The 18,722-nt window shown below is 67.1% G+C and carries 19 protein-coding genes and 1 pseudogene; 1 reads left to right on the top strand and 19 read right to left on the bottom strand.

Annotation, left to right across the window (positions count from 1 at the left end):
- Positions 1 to 289, top strand: a pseudogene (locus tag A9X03_RS23905) (ATP:cob(I)alamin adenosyltransferase); the annotation flags it as partial.
- A 14-nt stretch (positions 290 to 303) separates the two neighbouring features.
- Here A9X03_RS23905 and A9X03_RS23910 read toward each other — a convergent pair.
- The 19 genes from A9X03_RS23910 to A9X03_RS24005 all read right to left on the bottom strand — a co-directional run.
- Positions 304 to 747, bottom strand: coding sequence for a DUF2550 domain-containing protein (locus A9X03_RS23910; RefSeq protein ID WP_067747734.1), 444 nt, complete (start codon positions 745 to 747; stop codon positions 304 to 306).
- A 17-nt stretch (positions 748 to 764) separates the two neighbouring features.
- Positions 765 to 1,130, bottom strand: a complete 366-nt coding sequence (locus tag A9X03_RS23915; protein WP_067747732.1) for a F0F1 ATP synthase subunit epsilon — start codon at positions 1,128 to 1,130, stop codon at positions 765 to 767.
- A gap of 35 nt (positions 1,131 to 1,165) precedes the next feature.
- Complete coding sequence (gene atpD / locus A9X03_RS23920; protein ID WP_067747724.1) at positions 1,166 to 2,632, bottom strand: F0F1 ATP synthase subunit beta; 1,467 nt, start codon at positions 2,630 to 2,632, stop codon at positions 1,166 to 1,168.
- Positions 2,633 to 2,655: 23 nt separating this feature from the next.
- Positions 2,656 to 3,564: a F0F1 ATP synthase subunit gamma gene (locus A9X03_RS23925; RefSeq protein ID WP_067747722.1), complete on the bottom strand. Its 909-nt coding sequence runs from the start codon at positions 3,562 to 3,564 to the stop codon at positions 2,656 to 2,658.
- A gap of 6 nt (positions 3,565 to 3,570) precedes the next feature.
- Positions 3,571 to 5,253, bottom strand: coding sequence for a F0F1 ATP synthase subunit alpha (atpA, locus tag A9X03_RS23930; RefSeq protein WP_067747720.1), 1,683 nt, complete (start codon positions 5,251 to 5,253; stop codon positions 3,571 to 3,573).
- A gap of 57 nt (positions 5,254 to 5,310) precedes the next feature.
- Positions 5,311 to 6,651, bottom strand: coding sequence for a F0F1 ATP synthase subunit B/delta (locus A9X03_RS23935; RefSeq protein ID WP_067781113.1), 1,341 nt, complete (start codon positions 6,649 to 6,651; stop codon positions 5,311 to 5,313).
- A 6-nt stretch (positions 6,652 to 6,657) separates the two neighbouring features.
- A complete protein-coding gene (locus tag A9X03_RS23940; protein ID WP_068263328.1) occupies positions 6,658 to 7,191 on the bottom strand; it encodes a F0F1 ATP synthase subunit B in 534 nt (177 codons plus the stop codon).
- Positions 7,192 to 7,200: 9 nt separating this feature from the next.
- Positions 7,201 to 7,449 carry a F0F1 ATP synthase subunit C gene (locus tag A9X03_RS23945; protein ID WP_024636915.1) on the bottom strand — a complete coding sequence of 83 codons (249 nt, stop codon included), beginning with the start codon at positions 7,447 to 7,449 and terminating at the stop codon, positions 7,201 to 7,203.
- A gap of 84 nt (positions 7,450 to 7,533) precedes the next feature.
- Entirely contained in the window at positions 7,534 to 8,289 is a 756-nt protein-coding gene (atpB, locus tag A9X03_RS23950; protein ID WP_067281249.1) for a F0F1 ATP synthase subunit A, read from the bottom strand.
- Entirely contained in the window at positions 8,282 to 8,764 is a 483-nt protein-coding gene (locus tag A9X03_RS23955; protein ID WP_068263331.1) for an ATP synthase subunit I, read from the bottom strand. The genes atpB and A9X03_RS23955 overlap by 8 nt, the downstream gene beginning before the upstream one ends.
- Before the next feature lie 218 nt (positions 8,765 to 8,982).
- On the bottom strand, positions 8,983 to 10,212 hold the full coding sequence (locus A9X03_RS23965; protein ID WP_067747712.1) for a glycosyltransferase family 4 protein: 1,230 nt from the start codon (positions 10,210 to 10,212) through the stop codon (positions 8,983 to 8,985).
- Between the two features lie 28 nt (positions 10,213 to 10,240).
- Positions 10,241 to 10,900, bottom strand: coding sequence for an L-threonylcarbamoyladenylate synthase (locus tag A9X03_RS23970; protein ID WP_068263341.1), 660 nt, complete (start codon positions 10,898 to 10,900; stop codon positions 10,241 to 10,243).
- On the bottom strand, positions 10,893 to 11,741 hold the full coding sequence (gene prmC, locus A9X03_RS23975) for a peptide chain release factor N(5)-glutamine methyltransferase (RefSeq protein ID WP_068263338.1): 849 nt from the start codon (positions 11,739 to 11,741) through the stop codon (positions 10,893 to 10,895). The genes A9X03_RS23970 and prmC overlap by 8 nt, the downstream gene beginning before the upstream one ends.
- Positions 11,738 to 12,811: a peptide chain release factor 1 gene (gene prfA, locus A9X03_RS23980; protein WP_067747708.1), complete on the bottom strand. Its 1,074-nt coding sequence runs from the start codon at positions 12,809 to 12,811 to the stop codon at positions 11,738 to 11,740. The genes prmC and prfA overlap by 4 nt, the downstream gene beginning before the upstream one ends.
- A gap of 98 nt (positions 12,812 to 12,909) precedes the next feature.
- Positions 12,910 to 13,146, bottom strand: coding sequence for a 50S ribosomal protein L31 (rpmE, locus tag A9X03_RS23985; RefSeq protein WP_067747706.1), 237 nt, complete (start codon positions 13,144 to 13,146; stop codon positions 12,910 to 12,912).
- Positions 13,147 to 13,350: 204 nt separating this feature from the next.
- Complete coding sequence (rho, locus tag A9X03_RS23990; protein ID WP_067781122.1) at positions 13,351 to 15,192, bottom strand: transcription termination factor Rho; 1,842 nt, start codon at positions 15,190 to 15,192, stop codon at positions 13,351 to 13,353.
- Positions 15,193 to 15,457: 265 nt separating this feature from the next.
- On the bottom strand, positions 15,458 to 16,405 hold the full coding sequence (gene thrB, locus A9X03_RS23995) for a homoserine kinase (RefSeq protein WP_156746652.1): 948 nt from the start codon (positions 16,403 to 16,405) through the stop codon (positions 15,458 to 15,460).
- Positions 16,406 to 16,408: 3 nt separating this feature from the next.
- On the bottom strand, positions 16,409 to 17,491 hold the full coding sequence (gene thrC / locus A9X03_RS24000) for a threonine synthase (protein ID WP_067781125.1): 1,083 nt from the start codon (positions 17,489 to 17,491) through the stop codon (positions 16,409 to 16,411).
- The coding region (locus A9X03_RS24005; RefSeq protein WP_067781128.1) for a homoserine dehydrogenase at positions 17,488 to 18,722 on the bottom strand (1,235 nt) is incomplete at its 5' end. The genes thrC and A9X03_RS24005, both read right to left, overlap by 4 nt.

Raw genomic sequence — 18,722 nt, forward strand, 5'->3', positions numbered from 1 at the left:
GCTCGAGGGCTGGTGTGACAAATATAACGAGAAGCTGCCGGCGCTGAATTCCTTTGTGCTGCCTGGTGGTTCGCCGCTTTCGGCGCTGCTGCACGTCGCCCGCACGATCGTCCGTCGCGCGGAACGGTCGGCGTGGGCGGCCATCGACGCCGCGCCGCAGCAGGTCAACGTCCTGCCGGCGAAGTACCTGAACCGCCTTTCGGATCTACTTTTCATCCTGGCGCGCGCGGCGAACCCCGACGGCGACGTGCTCTGGAAACCCGGTGGCGGCGCGCCCAGCGCGAGTTAGCTTGGCGCCAAGCCCTAGACGCTGCGACGACGGGCGCGCGGCGACGGGCGGGACTCCAGCCACGACAGGAACGCCGTCAAAGCGCCCTTGTCCAGGGCGATCTCGTAGCCGGTCCTGCGGTCCTGCGTCGTGTCACGCAGCTCCACCACGACGATCTCGTCGGTCATGATGTCGAACTCGTCCCCGCGCGGTGCGCGCCGCGCCACGATCTCCACTCCCCTGCGGCTGAGCCGCCGGTCCGGCCACAGCCGCAGGCTGGAGAGCCGGTAGAACGCGGCCTCACCGCCGCGGTAACGAATCACGCCGTGCCGCCAGCCGTGGCCCCCGACCGCGGGAATGTCGCGCATGATCCCCGCGGTGCCGCCCTGGCGCAGCTTCCACAACCGATAGCTCAGCGCGACAACCGCGCCCGCCAGGACGACAACGAGCACGACCATGCCGACCATGGGCGCGCTCATCGTCTTGTCCGAGGCGGCTAGTCGATCGCGCCGACGGCGCGCAACCTGCCGCGCCCCCGCGCCGCGATCCGGGGGTCGTCGGACTCCGAATCCTCCCTGGCGGCGCTTTCGTCGATCTCGGACTCGAACGCGGCGGACTCGGCCAACACGGTCACCGTCTCCTCGGTGACCGACAGGAACCCGCCTTCGATGGCGACCCGCAGATCGTCTTCGCCTTCGCGCTCGACGCGCACCATCGCGTCGTCGACCAACTGGGCGACGACCGGGATGTGCCGGGGCAGGATGCCGATCTCGCCGACGGTGGTGCGGGTGAACAAGAACGTTGCCTCACCCGACCAGATCTTGCGGTCGACGGCGACTATCTCGACGTTCAATTCGGCCATGCCACAGAGCCTTTCAGAGCCTTAGCGCTCGGTCCTCAGGAGTCCAACTTGGCGCCGAAGCCTTCGGCCTTCTTGGCCAGGTCGTCCAGGCCGCCGATCAGGAAGAAGGCCTGTTCGGGGATGTGGTCGAAGTCGCCCTTGGACAGTCGGTCGAACGCCTCGATGGTCTCCTTCAGCGGCACGGTGGAACCCGGCTGGCCGGTGAACTGCTCGGCCGCCATCATGTTCTGCGAGAGGAACCGCTCGATGCGCCGCGCGCGCTGCACCAGCTGCTTGTCCTCTTCGGACAGCTCGTCGATACCGAGGATGGCGATGATGTCCTGAAGGTCCTTGTACCGCTGCAGGATTCGGATGACTTCCTGAGCGACGCGGTAGTGCTCGTCGCCGACCACACTCGGGTCCAGGATGGTCGAGCTCGACGCCAGCGGGTCCACCGCCGGGAAGATGCCCTTGGAGAACACCGAACGCGACAGCTCGGTGGTCGCGTCCAGGTGGGCGAACGTGGTTGCCGGCGCGGGGTCGGTGTAGTCGTCGGCGGGCACGTAGACGGCCTGCATCGAGGTGATCGAGCGGCCCCGCGTCGAGGTGATGCGCTCCTGCAGCTCACCCATCTCATCGGCCAGCGTGGGCTGGTAACCCACCGCGGACGGCATCCGGCCGAGCAGCGTGGAGACCTCGGATCCGGCCTGGGTGAACCTAAAGATGTTGTCGATGAACAGCAGCACGTCCTGGCCGGCCTCGTCGCGGAACCACTCGGCCATCGTCAGCGCCGACAGGGCCACCCGCATACGGGTGCCGGGCGGCTCGTCCATCTGACCGAACACCAGCGCGGTGTCCTTGAGCACGTCGGCCTCTTTGAGCTCGACCCACAGGTCGTTGCCCTCGCGGGTGCGCTCGCCGACGCCGGCGAAAACCGAAGTACCACCGAAGTTCCGGGCGATACGGTTGATCATCTCTTGGATCAGCACGGTCTTGCCCACGCCGGCACCGCCGAACAGCGCGATCTTGCCGCCACGCACGTACGGGGTGAGCAGGTCGACGACCTTCAACCCGGTCTCGAGCATCTCGGTGCGGGGCTCGAGCTCCTCGAACGCCGGCGGCTTGCGGTGGATCGACCAGTGCTCGAAGTCCTCGCCGTATCCCGGCTTGTCCAGGCAGTCGCCCAGCGCATTGAAGACGTGGCCCTTGACGTCCTGGCCGACCGGCACCGAGATCGGCTTACCGCTGTCGGTCACCTCGACGCCACGGACCAGCCCGTCGGTGGGCTGCAACGAGATCGTGCGGACCAGGTTGTCGCCGAGGTGCTGTGCGACCTCCAGCGTGAGCGTCTTCTTGAGTTCCTCGAACGTGATCTCCGCGTTGAGGGCGTTGAACAGTTCCGGTACGGATCCACGCGGGAACTCGACGTCGACCACGGGGCCGGTGATCCGCACCACGCGGCCGCTGGTCTCGGACTTGGTGGACTTGTCGGTCTTCTCTGCGGTTCCAGTAGTAGCAGCCATATTCTTCTTCTCTTCCTCGTGTGCTACTGAGCGTCGGCGAGTGCGTTTGCACCACCGACGATTTCGCTGATCTCTTGGGTGATCTGAGCCTGCCGCTCGCGGTTCGCCATCAGCGTCAGTTCCTTGATCAGGTCATCCGCGTTGTCGGTCGCGGACTTCATCGCCCGCTGGCGCGACGCGAGCTCCGACGCCGCCGATTCGAGCAGCGCGGCGTAGACGCGGGTCGTCACGTACCGCGGCAGCAGCGACTCGAAAAGCGTTGTCGCGTCCGGCTCGAACGAGTACAACGTGTGCAGTTCCTCGGTGTCCTCGACGTACTCGACGACCAGCGGAGCGATGCGGTGGGCCACCGCGGCCTGCGACATCATCGATTTGAATTCCGAGTAGACGATGTGCAGTTCGTCGACGCCCTGATCGTCGGCCGACTCGTCGTCACCGGCGCCCTTCATGAACGTCTCGACCAGGGTTTCGGCGATCTCCGCGGCGTTCTCGTACTTGGGTTGCTCGGAGAAGCCGGTCCACGAGTCGGTGATGTCCCAGTTGCGGAACTTGAAGTAGTTCTGCGCCTTCCGGCCAACCGTGTATACGACCGGGGTCTTGCCTTCCTCCCTCAACAGGGAGAACAGCTCCTCGGACCGGCGGAAGATGCTCGAGTTGTAGGCGCCGCACAGCCCACGATCGGAGGACACCACCAGGACGCCGGCCCGCTTGGGTTCTTCCCGTTCGACCAACAACGGGTGGTCCAGGGCGGCTTCGGACGACAGCGTGGTCAGCATCGAGGTGATCTGAAAGGCGTAGGGCCTGGCCGCTTCGAGCCGGGCCTGCGCCTTGCCGATGCGCGACGTCGCGATCATCTCCTGGGCCTTGGTGATCTTCTTGATCGACCCCGCCGAGCGAATCCGGCCGCGTAGTTCGCGAAGTGTGGCAGCCATTGTTAGCTACTTCTTGTCCTTGCCGGAGCCGCTCTTGGCGTCCTTCTTGTCCTTCGGCTTCTCCTTCTTGACCTGGACCGACTCCTTTTCGAGGTCTTCTTCGTCCAGGGGCTCGACGTGCTCGTCGGGCACCACCGAGCCGCCGCCGGTGGCCGCGAAGCCCTTCTTGAAGTTGTTGATGATCTCGGTCAGCTGGTTCTCGCCCTCTTCGGAGAGCTTGCCGCTGTCGCGGACGCCGGCCAGGAAGTTCTCTTCCGAGGCCCGCATGTGGTCCAGCAGTTCGGTTTCGAAGCGCCTGACGTCCTCCACGGGCACCGAGTCCAGGTGACCGCCGGTACCCAGGAAGATCGAAACCACCTGCTCCTCAACGGGCATCGGCTGGTACTGCGGCTGCTTGAGCAGCTCGACCAGCCGTTCGCCGCGCTCGAGCTGCGCCTTCGACGTCGCGTCCAGGTCCGAGGCGAAGGCCGCGAACGATTCCAGCTCGCGGTACTGCGACAGGTCCAGACGCAGCGAGCCGGCGACCTCTTTCATGGCCTTGATCTGAGCCGCACCACCCACGCGGGACACCGACACACCGACGTTGATGGCGGGACGCACACCCTGGTTGAACAGATCGGATTCCAGGAAGCACTGCCCGTCGGTGATCGAGATGACGTTGGTCGGGATGTAGGCCGAGATGTCGTTGGCCTTCGTCTCGATGATCGGCAGACCGGTAAGCGAGCCGCCCCCGAGGTCATCGGAAAGCTTCGCGCAGCGCTCCAGCAGGCGCGAGTGCAGGTAGAACACGTCACCGGGGTAGGCCTCGCGGCCCGGCGGACGGCGCAGCAGCAGCGAGATCGCGCGGTACGCCTCCGCCTGCTTGCTCAGGTCGTCGAACACGATCAGCACGTGCTTGCCGTCGTACATCCAGTGCTGGGCGATCGCCGAACCGGTGTACGGCGCAAGCCATTTGAAGCCGGCGGAGTCGGAAGCCGGGGCCGCGACGATGGTGGTGTAGTCCATCGCGCCGCCCTCTTCGAGCGCCCGCCGGACCGAGGCGATCGTGGTGCCCTTCTGGCCGATCGCCACGTACACGCAGCGGACCTGCTTCTTCTCGTCGCCGCTCTCCCAGTTCTCGCGCTGGTTGAGGATGGTGTCGACGCAGACGGCGGTCTTGCCGGTCTTGCGGTCGCCGATGATCAGCTGCCGCTGGCCGCGACCGATCGGGGTCATCGCGTCGATGGCCTTGATGCCGGTCTGCAGCGGCTCGCTCACGCTTTGCCGCTGCACCACCGACGGCGCCTGGATCTCCAGCGCGCGGCGAATGTCGGTGTCGATGTCTCCGCGACCGTCGATGGGGTGACCGAGTGGGTTGACGACGCGCCCCAGGAAGGCGTCGCCGACGGGAACGGACAGCACCTCGCCGGTGCGCTTGACCTGTTGGCCCTCTTCGATTTTCTCGAAGTCACCCAGGATCACCGCGCCGACGCTGTGCTCGTCGAGGTTCAGCGCGACGCCCAGGACCCCACCCGGGAACTCGAGCAGTTCCTGGGTCATGACGGAGGGCAGGCCTTCGACGTGCGCGATGCCGTCCCCGGCCTCGACGACGGTGCCGACCTCTTCGCGGGAGGTGTCGGAGGTGAAAGAGCCTACGTACTCCTCGATGGCGCTCTGGATGTCATCAGCGGAGATTGTCAACTCGGCCATGGCTTTTCGTCTTCCTACTTGATCGTGGTTCGCGTGTGGTGATGGGGAGTGGTTGGGTCAGTCGGGCAATTGGGCCTGGGCAGCGGCGAGGCGCGAAGCGAGTGTCCCGTCAATCACTTCGTCCGCCACGGAGATGAGCAGGCCGCCCAGCAGCTCCTCGGAGGTCTGCAGCTGCACCGTCACCGGATGGCCGTAGATGCGGCCGAGCACGTCGGTGAGGCGAGACCGCTGGGCGTCGCTGAGTTCGGCGGCCGCACTGACCTGCGCGACGATCTCGCCGCGGCGTGCCACCGCGACTTTCGCCAAGAACTGGATGGCCTCCTCGGCCGACTCGCCCCGCAGCAGTTGGACGGTCTGGGTCAGCAGCGCCACGACGATCGGGTCGACCCTGCCGCTGGCGCTGTCAAGCACCTTGCGCAGCAGGTCGATCCGGCCTTCCACGGGCACGCCGTAGTCGCCCAACAGGATGGCGAGTCGCGGCTGCGCGTCCAGGATGCGGGCGAACCGGAAGAGCTGGTCTTCGACGTCGTCGACCTTGTTCTCCCGTTCGGCGACTTCGAGCAACGCCTGCCGCGAGATGTGCTCGATCGCGTCGCCCAGATCGGAGTTGGCCGACCAGCGTTCCGACACGGCCAGACGCAGGACGTCGAGCGTGGCGTCGGAAACCTTGCCGGAGACCAGCCGCTCGATCAGCCGGACGCGGGGGGCCGCGTCCTCGGCGGGCACGGTCAAGTACCGGGTGACGACGATCTCCCGGTCCAGCATTTCGGCGACCGAAACAAGCTCCGACGAGAGGGTAGAAAGCGCTTTGTTGTCAAGGTTTTTGGCGATGTCGCCGAACCGCTCCGCCAGGCCGGCCACTGCCACCCGACTGGCGGAGCGCATCTTTGCCAACAGTGGGTACTCGACCTCGGCGGGCGCCGGGGCCATCGCTTCGAGGTCGTCCAGGAACCGATCGACGGTGCCGGACTGCTGTTCCGGGTCCGCGACATAGTTCCGCACCAACTCGCCCGCCTGGCGTACCGCCTCGTGGCCGAGTTCCAGGCGGAGCTGGCGGCTGAGCTGTGTCCGCAGCAGTTCGACCTGGCGGCCGCCCTGCGTGGTGATGCGTTCGGATTCCGAGTCGGCCTGGATCCGGAACTGCTCGGCGATGCGCCCGGCGTCGGTTTGGGCTTCTTCGACGAGCCGTTCGGCTTCGGACTTGGCGGATTCCACGGCGTTGCTGTGGGCCGTGGTCGACTCTTTCAGCCGATCCGCCGCTGCCGCAGAGTCTTTCAGCTGCTGGCGCACGGCCTCCTGGCGAGCAGCCATCAGACGACGCACCGGCGGCACGACGTACCGCACGACCAGAAGCACGATGGCCGCGAATCCGATCAACTGCCCGATGAAAGTCGACATGCGCGATTACCGTCCAGATTTCCCGGCTGCGGACGCGGCCGTGGTGGCCGGGGCCACCTCGACGCCGAGGATCCGGCTGGCCAGCTTCGCCGACATGCCCGCCACGTTGGCGCGCAAATCCAGTTCCACGGCGTCTCTTTCCCGTTTCAATTGCTCGGATGCCATTTGCAACGTCGACATCACCTGCTGCTCGGCACGGGCGCGCGCGTCTTCGACCACCTTACGGCCTTCGGCGCGGGCGTTGTCGCGCAACGACGACGCCTGGACCCGGGCCTCAGTCAGGGCTTCCTCATAGTCAGCCTTGGCGGCGTCGAACTGCTCGGTCGCCTTCTTGTTGTCGGCGGCCGTCTTGGCAACCATGTTGTCGCGCTCGCGCAACACCCGCATGACCGGCGGCACCACGAAGGTGCCGATGACGGCCAGCACGATCAGGAAGATGGCCAGCACAAAGAAGAACGTGCCGTTGGGAACGAGGAAGTTGTTGCCTCCCTCGGCCATCACCTGGCTGGATGCCAGAACGCTCAGACTCGCGTCACCCATCACAGCGAATTAGGTGCCGACGGGTGTGGCGAAGACGAACAGCGCCATGAAGGCCAGGTTGATGAAGTACGCGGCCTCGACCAGACCAACGGTGATGAAGAACGGCGTGAACAGCCGACCTTGCGCCTCGGGCTGGCGGGCGATGCCGGAGACCAGCGCGTTACCGGCAATACCGTCACCGATACCGGCGCCGATCGCGCCACCGCCCATGATGAGTCCACCGCCGATGAGCGCAGCGGCAGCGACTTGGGGGTCCAGAGCCATTCTTATCCTCCTTGATAGCTGGTAGTGGTCTACCAGGCCTCTGTAATGGTGTGTGGGACAAAGCAATACATGATGGTCTCAGTCATGATGCTCCTCGATCTCCATGGCTTGGCTGAAGTAGAGGATCGTCAAGATCGAGAAGATGAACGCCTGGATCGCCCCGACGAAGAGGTCGAAAGCCTTCCAGATCGCGTTGGGCGCCCACATGATGTACGGGGGGAAGAGCGCGATCAGCGCGACCAGGATGCCGCCGGCGAAGATGTTGCCGAAAAGTCGGAGCGACAACGAGATCGGTTTGGCGAGCTCTTCGACCAGGTTGATCGGCGCCAGGAACGCCACGTGGCCCTTGAGCACGGCGAGCGGGTGGCCGACGATGCCGCGGCGCCAGATGCCCGCCACGTGGTAGCAGACGAACACGAACAGCGCCAGGGCCAGAACGTAGTTGATGTCTGCGGCCGCGGACTTCAGCAACTCGGTGGTGTGCCCGGACTTGTCGGTGTATTGCAGCGGAAGCACCGACAGCCAGTTGGAGATCAGAATGAACACGAAAATGGTGACGGCCAAAGGCAATACGAATGGCGCGATCCGCATCCCGACCGCACTCTCGATCTGATCGCGCATCTGGACGGTGATGGCTTCCCAGAACAACTGCACACCGCTGGGGACGCCGGTCGACGTGATCTTCGCGCGCAGGAAGAAGGCAAGCGCCAGGACGATCACCGCGGCGATCGCGGTCGACAGGATCGTGTCGGTGTTGACGGTCAACCCGAGCCACTTGGCTTGGTTGTGCTCGCCAACCTCGATCGCGGCGGCCAGGAACGTCGTCTCAGTCATCGGTGCCGTTCTTTCCTTCCGTTCCTTCCGATCCCGCCAGCGCGCCGCCCGCGTCGTCTGCCCAGTCGCCGGCGCGCAGCTTCTTCCAGACCGGAAGAGCCGTCGATGCCACCAGCAAGATCTGGAACAGCGCCAAGCCGAACACGACGCCCAGGCCCGCGGGCCGGAAGATGTAGGCGATGATCAGCCCGATGACGGTGATGACGGCCAGCCGGGTGGCCGAATTCAGCGCCATCGTGCTTTTCATCGGGTGCTCTTTGGCGGTGATCGACGCGACGGAACGACGCACCAGAAGGGCATTGAGCAAACCAAGCAGCAACCCGACGCCGAAGAACACCCCGACCATGAGGTGACCGGTCAGTCCGGCGGCGACGACGGCCGCCGCGGTGACGGCGATGCTGAGCACCAACAGGCGGACCGGTCGGAACGCAACAGAGGGGAACACCAACGGCGCGTCCTGCGCTGGTGTCGTCACTGCAGCACCTCAATCCCAAGTTGGTAGAGCGGGAGTCCCCCGACCGACTGATCGGTGGCCCGCCGAGCGTATCGCACGTCACAGTGGATCCACCCAAGGGGTATCACCCGACGCGAGTCCTCAGCCGACCCGATCGAAACGACGTCCGACGGACCGGCAATCTGTGCGGCTTTTTGGGCTTCTACCTGCACCGTACCATACGGCGAACCCCACTACTACTAGCTGTCGTAGTCGTCGTCTTCGTACTCTTCCCGCCGGCGCATCAACGGGATCGCGGTCGCGATGCCGGCGACCACGATGGCGCCCAGCATCACCGCGGCGGTGTCGCGCGGATTGAAGAAAATCGTGCTGGCCGCTCCGAACGCGACAATGCCCACCCAGAGGTAGATCAGCAGCACCACGCGGCGGTGGGAATGGCCGATCTGCAGCAGGCGGTGGTGCAGGTGCATCTTGTCGGGGCTGAACGCGCTGCGGCCCGCGCGGGTACGGCGCACGATCGCCAGCAGCAAATCCAGCATCGGCACGAACATGACCGCGACCACCAGCAGGAACGGTGACAACAGGGCGAACACGTCGCGCGCTCCGTAGGCGTTCTGTGAGACGGGGCCGGCGGCGGTGGTCGAGGCGGCGGCGAGCATCAGGCCGATCAGCATCGAACCGGAATCACCCATGAAGATCTTGGCGCGGTGAAAGTTGTGCGGCAGGAATCCCAGACAGGCCCCCGCGAGCACCACGGAGATCACGGCGGGCGGATAGAAGAGGACATCACCGCCGTGGTCGCGCAGCAGGCCGACCGAGAACATGCAGATCGCCAGCGCGGTGATCAGCCCGAGCCCCGCCGCCAGTCCGTCCAGCCCGTCGACGAAGTTCATCGCGTTCACGATGGACACCGTCAGCGCCAACGTGAGCAGGATCGACGACGCCTGGTCCAGCACGATGGTGCCGACTCCACCGATCGGGATGTAGAGGACGCTCCAGGCCACGCCCATGGTGACCAGCACGCTGGCCGCGGTGATCTGGCCGGCGAACTTCGTCAGGGCGTCCAGGCCCCAGCGGTCGTCGATGAGCCCGATGCCCATGATCACCGCGCCGGCCACCAGCACCGCCGGCATGCCCGTCGAATAGACGAAGCCGCGGGTCAGCGCAGGAAGCTGCGACGCCAGGAAGACGGCCGAGATGACACCGAGGAACATCGCCAGCCCGCCCATGCGCGGGGTCGGGGTCACGTGCACGTCGCGTTCCCGCGGATAGGCGACGGCCCCGAGCCGGGTGGCGAGCACCCGCACGGGACCGGTCGCAAAGTAGGTGATGATCGCGGCGGTCAGCCCCACGAGGGCAAGCTCGCGCAGCGGGACACCGGCGCCGCGGTCAGCCAGGGCGAGCAGGCCATTGGCGAGGTTGGCTACGTCGCTGGCCGGGTCGCTGGACACGTCGAGACCGTACTGCACCAACCTGGCAACGACAGAACCGCTCCGGTCAGGCCTGGGCGGTCAGGCTTTCGGGATCCACTCCGAGCACTTCGGCGATCCGTGCGGCGCTCACCGGACCGGGTCGCAGGATGCGCGGGGCGGCACCGGTCAGGTCGACGATCGTCGAAGCGGCCTGTTGCTCGGCCGGTCCCGCGTCGAGGTAGACGTCGACGAGGTCGCCGAGCTGTTCTCGGGCCTCGCCGGCGTCGACCGCAGGCGGGCGGCCGGAAACGTTCGCGCTGGATACCGCCATGGGTCCCACCTCGCGCAACAGCTCGATGGCCACCGGGTGCAGCGGCATCCGCAGCATCACCGTGCCGCGGGCGTCGCCGAGGTCCCATTGCAGCGACGGCGCCTGCGTCACCACCAGGCTCAGCGCGCCCGGCCAGAACGCGCGGATCAGCTCGCGGGCCCCGCCCGGCATGGTGTAGACCAGGCCCTCGATGGTGTGCCAGGAGCCGACCAGCACGCCGACCGGCATGTCCCGGCCGCGGCCCTTCGCGGAGAGCAGGGCCGTCACGGCGGCGCTGTTGAAGGCATCGGCGCCGACGCCGTACACGGTGTCCGTCGGCATGACGACCAGGCGGCCACCCTTGATGGCGCCCGCCGCCGACGCGATTCCGCGCGCACGCTGGTCGGGATCGGCGCAGTCGAAGACTTCACTCACCGGCGCCACTCCTTCGGGCCGTCACGAATCTCGGCCGGCCGGCCAGGTCTTTACGCTTCGCGATTTCTCCGAAAAGCGCTGTCCTGCGGACCAATTCGACGGTCTCCGCCGAGGTGGTGTCGTCGTGTTCGACGGCGAAGACGCCACCCGGACGCAGCCAGCGCCCGGCCAGCTCGACGATCGGGCCGATCACCGCCATCCCGTCCGGGCCGCCGAATACGGCGTGGTGTGGATCATGTTGGGCCACTTCAGGTTCCACGGGTGCGACGTCGGGGACGTAGGGCGGGTTGGCCACCACCACGTCGACACCGCCGTCCAGTTCCGGCAGGAGGCGGGGCACGGTGACGTCGGCCCGCACGAGTTCGACCGCGGTGCCCGCCGCGTTGCGCCGGGCGTACTCGAGGGCGGCCTCCGAGTCGTCGACGGCGATGATCCGCGCCCCGGGGTAGTGCTGGGCCAGCGCCACCGCCAACGCGCCGGATCCGGTGCACAGGTCGACGATCACGGGCCGGGAAGGGAGGCGTTGTTGGCTGATCCACGCCAAGAGGGCTTCGGTTTCCGGGCGCGGTATGAAGACGCCGGGGCCGACCTGCAGCATCAGCGGCCCGAACGCGGCCGTCCCGGTGAGATGCTGCAACGGCACCCGCCGCGAGCGCGCGGCCACGACATCGCGGTAGCGGCTGAAGAAGTCGTCGCCGGGCGAATCGAGCAGGGCCAGCCGGCCGCGCTCGGTTCCCGTCACGTGCGCGGCCAGCTCCTCGGCATCCCAACGGGCGGAGGCGATCCCCGCTTCGGCGAGCGTCGCCGCAGCGGAATCGATCGCGCGCCGCACGGCACTCATGCCTGTTGCAGCCGGGATTGTTTGTCGGCGGCGCCCAACGCATCGAACATCGCGTCGAGGTCCCCGTCGAGCACCTGATCGAGATTGTGCGCCTTGTAACCGATCCGGTGGTCGGTGATCCGGTTCTCCGGAAAGTTGTAGGTGCGGATTCGTTCGCTGCGGTCCACGGTCCGAATCTGGCTGGCTCGATCGGCCGACGCGTCGGCCAGCGCCTGTTCTTCGGCCAGGGCCTGCAGGCGAGCGGCCAGCACCTGCAACGCGCGCGTCTTGTTCTGCAGTTGCGAGCGTTCGTTCTGGCAGGTCACCACGATCCCGGTGGGCAGGTGCGTGATGCGGACCGCGGAGTCGGTGGTGTTCACACCCTGCCCGCCCTTGCCGGACGAGCGGTACACGTCGATGCGCAGATCCGACTCGTCGATCTGGACCTCACCCACTTCTTCGGGCTCGGGATAGACCAGCACGCCGGCCGCCGAAGTGTGCACCCTGCCTTGGGATTCCGTCACCGGGACGCGCTGCACCCGGTGCACCCCACCCTCGAACTTCATTCGCGACCACACCCCGTCGGCGGAGTCACCCTTGCTGGCGATGGACAGCGTCGCGTCCTTGTAGCCGCCGAGATCCGACGTGGTCTCGTCCAGCACGGTGACGTTCCAGCCGTGTCGCTCGGCGTAGCGGATGTACATCCGGGCCAGGTCCGCGGCGAACAATGCGGATTCTTCGCCGCCCTCACCGGATTTCACCTCGAGCACGATGTCGTCGGCGTCATGCGGGTCGCGCGGGGCCAGCATGTCGGTCAATTGGGTGTCCAATTCGGCGACCCGCGACTCGAGTTCGGTCACCTCGTCGGCGAAAGAGTCGTCGTCGGCGGCCAATTCCCGCGCGGTCTCCAGATCGCCGCGCGCCGACTCCAGCTTGCGATAAGTGGCGACGATCGGGGCCAACCGGGCGAACCGGCGACCGGCCTTGCGCGCCTCGGCGGGATTGCTGTGCAGGTCGGGATCCGCCAGCCGTTGCTCGAGCTCGGCGTGTTCGGCCAGCAGCACGTCAATCGTCTGCATCGGCTGCGTCACCTCTCACCTCCTGCCCCGTTCAGCCGCATCCCATTGCCGCAAACGCAAACCGACGCCCGGCCTGTGCTTCGTGCACAGTTCGGGCGTCGGCAATGCAGCTATTTGTCGGTGTTGTCCGCCGCGGCACCCTTGCGCTTGCCGTACCGCTTCTCGAAGCGCGCCACCCGGCCGCCGCTGTCCAGAATCTTCTGCTTGCCGGTGTAGAAGGGGTGGCACTGCGAGCACACCTCGACGACGATGTTGCCGCCGGGCTTGGTGCTGCGGGTGGTGAAGGTGTTTCCGCACCCGCAGTGCACGGTGGTCTCCCCGTAAGCGGGGTGAATGTCAGATTTCATGCTGTCCTCTTCGATCTTGTCGAGCGTCGATTATGCCAGGTCAACCACTGTCCCCCAAAACAACGGGGTTCGCTGTGGCATTCCCGTGGCTGGGGCGGGGCGGCGGCTATGGCCGGCGGTTGCCGCGAGACATAAACCATTGCGGGGTCTGTGGGCGTGTCCTGCTCGTGGTTTATGTGTCGTGACCGACCGGTCCACCGCCGGCTAGTCGTTGTCCATCGATCCCGGCGTGGTCTTGGAGACCTGCACCAGGAACTCGTAGTTGTTCTTCGTCTTGCGCAGCTGGGACATCAGCAGGTCGATGGCCTGGTGCGAGTCCAGGCCCGACAGCACGCGGCGCAGCTTGTGCACGATCGCGAACTCGTCCGGCGATAGCAGCAGCTCGTCCTTGCGGGTACCGGAGGGGTTCACGTCGACCGCCGGGAAGACCCGTCGCTCGGAGATCTTGCGGTCCAGCTTGAGCTCGGCGTTACCGGTGCCCTTGAACTCCTCGAAGATGACCGTGTCACCGGTGGAGCCGGTCTCGACCATCGCGGTGGCGATGATCGTCAGCGATCCGCCTTCCTCGATGTTTCGTGCCGCACCCAGGAATCGCTTCGGCGGGTACAGGGCGGTGGAGTCGACACCACCGGACAGGATCCGGCCCGACGCGGGTGACGCGTTGTTGTAGGCACGGCCGAGGCGGGTGATCGAGTCAAGCAGCACTACGACGTCCTTGCCCTGCTCGACGAGCCGCTTGGCGCGTTCGATCGCCAGCTCGGCGACCGACGTGTGGTCCGACGGCGGCCGGTCGAAGGTGGAGGCGATGACCTCGCCCTTGACCGAGCGGGTCATGTCGGTGACCTCTTCGGGCCGCTCGTCGACAAGCACGACCATGAGGTGGCATTCCGGGTTGTTGCGGGTGATCGCGTTGGCGATGTCCTGCAGGATCGTCGTCTTACCCGCCTTGGGCGGGGACACGATCAGGGCGCGCTGGCCCTTGCCGATCGGCATGATCAGGTCGATGACCCTGGTGGTCAGCCGATCCGGGGTGGTCTCCAGGCGGAGCCGCTGATTGGGGTACAGGGGCGTCAGCTTGCTGAAGTCGGGGCGCTTTTTCGCGTCCTCGACCGGACCGCCGTTGACGCTGTCCAGGCGGACCAGCGGGTTGAACTTCTGCCGCTGGTTGGGCTGTTCGCCGTCCTTGGGCACGCGGACCGCGCCGGTCACCGCGTCGCCGCGGCGCAGGCCGTTCTTCCGCACCATGTTCATCGAGACGTAGACGTCGTGCGGACCGGCCAGGTAACCGGAGGTGCGGACGAACGCGTAATTGTCGAGCACGTCAAGGATGCCGGCGACCGGCTGGACGACGTCGTCCTCGCGCAGCTCGGTGTCGCCCCCTTCGCCGGACCGCTCACCGCGGCGTCTGCGATCGCGGAAGCGGCGCCCACGGCGGCCCTGACGGCCCTCGCCGTCGTCGTCTTGCTGGTTTTGCTGGTTCGAGCCGCCTCGACCTTGCTGGCCGCCCGAGCCCTGCTGATCCCCGCTCTGGTCGCCGCCGGAATCCTGGCCGCGCTCCTCACCCTGGGAGTCACGCTTGCCGCCCTGACGGGTGCCCCCCTCGCCGGCGGCCCCGCCCTCACGATTGCGTGTGCGTTCGCCGTCGGAGTCGTCGCCGCCGCGGGCGGCGCCGGGCTCGCGGGAGGCGCTGCGCCGTTCGCGTCGGGGCGCTTCGGTGGTCGAACCGTTCTGGTGGTCCTCGCCGGCCGGCGCCTCGGGGGCGGCGGTGTCGGACTTGCCGCTCTCCTCGGGGGCCGCGGGGGCGGAAGTCCCGTTGGACTGTCCCCTGATTTCCTTTATGGCGGCGATGAGTTCGTTCTTGCGCATGCCCGACGTCCCCTTGACGCCGACTTCGTTAGCCAGCGCGCGCAGTTCGGGAAGCACCATGGTGGACAGGGAGCCAACAGGGGCATTGATTTTGCCGTCGGATGTGTCTGGGGTCACGGCGTTCGACACCTCATTGCTGTCGGTGCTCGCGTCAGCCGTGAACAGGTCCGTATCGGTCACGGATTTCCTTTCTTCCCCCGCTGAACAGGTCATCCGGGGGTTTCGTTGCATTCAGCAAATCGCCGAGTGCGCCCAAATATCGACTGTGCAACGGTGATCGCCTTAGTCGGCGGAGTAAGCGGCGAACCTCGTTCACGAGAAGAATTGGTGTGTCCTAGCGGCAAGGCAGTATGGATGCAGATGCAGATGCTGCGATTGCTGGACGGAACCGAGGATAGCCCGCATCTTTGTTGGAAGCAAGCAAACCCTCCGGCCACGCTGTGGATCAACCGGGGACTGTGACGCCCGGGCTCCAGCGAACTCCTTCGCCGGCGGTCATCTCAGTGAGGGCAAATCCATTGGCGGCCCCGTACTCCACCACTTCCGAGGGCAACTCCGGCGCTGTGCTGAGCGCGATCAGTGCTGGACCCGCCCCGGAAAGTGTCGCCGACACGTTATGACGCCGGAACAGGCGCAAATATTCCGCGGAACCGGGCATCGCCGGGGCGCGCTGGGGTTGATGCAGCACATCTTCGGTGGCCGGCATCAGCAGGTCCGGGCGTTCGGTCAGCGCTACCACCAGCAAGGCGGCGCGGCTGACGTTGAACCGCGCGTCGTCGTGACTCACCTGGGCGGGCAGCAGCACCCGGGTCTCCGCGGTCAGGGAACGCTGCTGGGGTATGGCCGCGTACAGGCGGATGTCGGGGTGAAGCCGCAGCGGCACCGCCGCATACCGTGGCCGGTCACCGGGGGCGTCGATCCAGGACACCACCGCACCGCCCAGCACGGCGGCGGCGGCGTTATCCGGGTGGCCCTCGAACTCCGAGGACAGCTGAATCAGCTGCGCGTCGCTCAGCGGTTTCGAATCACACTGCGCGACAAGGCCGTTCGCCGCCGCCAGGCCGCCGACCACGGCCGCCGCGGACGAGCCAAGACCGCGGGAGTGTGGGATGGCGTTGCGGCAGCGGACCACCAGGCCCGCGGCCCGGACGCCCGCGGCCCGCAGCCCGCATTCGATGGCGCGCACCACCAGGTGTTCGGGGCCCCGGGGCACCTGCGCGGCGCCCTCGCCCTCAACCAGCACTTCCAGCCCGGAATCGGTTGTCTCCACCACGATTTCGTCGCTGAGACGCAACGCCAGGCCGATGCTGTCGAAACCGGGACCCAGGTTGGCGCTGGACGCCGACACCACGGAGCTTGCCACCAGCCCGGCGGGCAGCATCTGGGACGTCATTTCTTACGCCAGCCCCAGCTTCTCGACGACGAGCACCGGATCGACGGGCAGCGGGGACACGGTGGGCATATCCCTCAGCGCCGTGTCCGGGTCCTTGAGGCCATTGCCGGTCACCGTGCACACCACCGTCGACCCGCGCGCCACCCAACCGTCATCGACGGCCTTGAGCAGACCGGCGATGCTGGCCGCCGACGCGGGTTCGACGAACACGCCCTCGCTCTCGGCCACCAGGTGGTACGCGGCCAGGATCTCGTCGTCGGTGGCGGCCAGGAACCGGCCGTTGGACTGCTGCTGCGCGTTGACCGCGGCCGCCCACGACGCGGGCGCACCGATGCGTATCGCGGTCGCGATCGTTTCCGGGTGGCTGACCGGTGCGCCGTGCACCAGGGGCGCGGCCCCGGCCGCCTGGGTGCCCAGCATGCGGGGCAGCTTGTCGATCACGCCGTCGTGGTGGTATTCGGTGTAGCCCTTCCAGTACGCGGTGATGTTGCCCGCGTTGCCGACCGGGAGGGCGTGCACGTCCGGCGCGGCGCCCAGCGCGTCGACGATCTCGAACGCCGCCGTCTTCTGGCCCTCGATGCGTACGGGGTTGACGGAGTTGACCAACGCGATCGTCGGGAAGTCGGCGGCCATCTTGCGGGCCAATTCCAGGCAGTCGTCGAAGTTGCCGTCGATCTGAATGATCTTGGCGCCGTGCATGACCGCCTGTGCCAGCTTGCCCATCGCGATCTTGCCCTGCGGGATGAGCACCGCGCAGGTGATGCCGGCGCGGGCGGCGTACGCCGCCGCCGACGCGGAGGTGTTGCCGGTCGACGCGCACAACACGGCCTGCTGGCCGCGCGCCAGTGCGTCGGTGACCGCCATGGTCATGCCCCGGTCCTTGAACGAGCCGGTCGGATTGAGGCCCTCGACCTTGAGATGCACCGTGCAGCCGGTCTTCTCGGAAAGGCGCGTCGCCGCGATCAGCGGGGTGCCGCCTTCGAGGAGGGTGACCGGCGTCCAGTCATCGCCGATCGGCAGGCGGTCCCGGTACGCGGCGATCAACCCCGGCCACGGCTGGTGCACGGCGGTGCGCGGGACGCTCATCGGCCGGTCTCTTCCAGTCGCAGCACACTGGTGACGCCCTGCACGACATCCAGATCCGCCAGCGCGTCGACGGTTTCGGAGAGCGCGGCATCGGTGGCGCTGTGGGTGACGACCACGACGCGGGCTCCCACCCGCCGCCCGCCTTCGTCCACCACGCCCTCCTGGCGAACCTCGGCGATGCTCACCTCACGCTTGGCGAACTCGGCCGCCACCGTGGACAACACACCCGGCTTGTCGGCGACGTTCATGCTGACGTAGTAGCGGGTGGAGATCAAACCCATTGGGGCGACAGGAAGTTGGGCGTACTTGGATTCCTTCGGCCCACGGCTGCCCAGCACCCGGTTGCGGGCGGCCATCACCAGGTCGCCGGTGACCGCGGACGCGGTGGGGGCGCCGCCCGCGCCCTGACCGTAGAACATCAGCCGCCCGGCCGCCGCGGCCTCGACCACGACCGCGTTGAACGCGCCGTTGACCGTGGCCAGCGGATGCGACAGCGGCACCAGCGCCGGGTAGACGCGGGCCGACACCCGTTCCTGACCGTCCTCGGTGGTGACGCGCTCGCAGATGGACAGCAGCTTGATGGTGCAACCCAACGACCGCGCGGAGGCGAAGTCGGCCGGGGTGATCTTGGTGATGCCCTCGCGATAGACGTCGTCGGCGGTCACCCGGGTGTGGAAGGCGATCGACGCCAGGATCGCGGCCTTGGCCGCGGCGTCGTAGCCTTCGACGTCGGCCGTGGGGTCGGCCTCGGCGTAGCCAAGTGCGCTCGCCTCGGCCAGGGCGGTGTCGTAGTCGGCGCCGGTGCTGTCCATCGCGGACAGGATGTAGTTGGTGGTGCCGTTCACGATGCCGGCGACCCGCAGCACCGTGTCCCCCGCCAGCGACTGGGTGAGCGGGCGGATGACCGGGATGGCGCCCGCGACCGCGGCCTCGAAATACAGGTCGACGTGGGCGTTTTCGGCGGCCTGCGCCAGCTCCCCGGTGGAGGTCGCCAGCAGCGCCTTGTTCGCGGTGACGACCGACTTGCCGTGCTCGAGCGCGCGCAGGATGGCCTTTCGCGCCGGTTCCACCGGCCCCATCAACTCCACGACGATGTCGACGTCTTCGCGGGAGACGAGCTCCTCGACGTTGTCGGTGAGCAGCTCGATCGGAACGCCGCGGTCGGCGGCGACCCGCCGGACTCCGACGCCGCGCAACACCAGGGGCGCGCCGACACGAGCCGCGAGATCGT

The sequence above is a fragment of the Mycobacterium sp. E1715 genome (assembly GCF_001667625.1).
Lineage (GTDB): Bacteria > Actinomycetota > Actinomycetes > Mycobacteriales > Mycobacteriaceae > Mycobacterium.

Coding starts and splice junctions, on each gene's coding strand:
- prmC (WP_068263338.1), bottom strand. CDS start 11,741: ATGAGTGCCGTGCGGCGCGCGATCGATTCCGCTGCGGCGACGCTCGCC.
- A9X03_RS23925 (WP_067747722.1), bottom strand. CDS start 3,564: ATGGCTGCCACACTTCGCGAACTACGCGGCCGGATTCGCTCGGCGGGG.
- rpmE (WP_067747706.1), bottom strand. CDS start 13,146: ATGAAATCTGACATTCACCCCGCTTACGGGGAGACCACCGTGCACTGC.
- atpA (WP_067747720.1), bottom strand. CDS start 5,253: ATGGCCGAGTTGACAATCTCCGCTGATGACATCCAGAGCGCCATCGAG.
- A9X03_RS23910 (WP_067747734.1), bottom strand. CDS start 747: ATGAGCGCGCCCATGGTCGGCATGGTCGTGCTCGTTGTCGTCCTGGCG.
- A9X03_RS23935 (WP_067781113.1), bottom strand. CDS start 6,651: ATGTCGACTTTCATCGGGCAGTTGATCGGATTCGCGGCCATCGTGCTT.
- thrC (WP_067781125.1), bottom strand. CDS start 17,491: ATGAGCGTCCCGCGCACCGCCGTGCACCAGCCGTGGCCGGGGTTGATC.
- A9X03_RS23915 (WP_067747732.1), bottom strand. CDS start 1,130: ATGGCCGAATTGAACGTCGAGATAGTCGCCGTCGACCGCAAGATCTGG.
- A9X03_RS23940 (WP_068263328.1), bottom strand. CDS start 7,191: ATGGGTGACGCGAGTCTGAGCGTTCTGGCATCCAGCCAGGTGATGGCC.
- thrB (WP_156746652.1), bottom strand. CDS start 16,405: ATGACGTCCCAGATGCTGCCCGCCGGGCTGGTGGCAAGCTCCGTGGTG.
- atpD (WP_067747724.1), bottom strand. CDS start 2,632: ATGGCTGCTACTACTGGAACCGCAGAGAAGACCGACAAGTCCACCAAG.
- atpB (WP_067281249.1), bottom strand. CDS start 8,289: ATGACTGAGACGACGTTCCTGGCCGCCGCGATCGAGGTTGGCGAGCAC.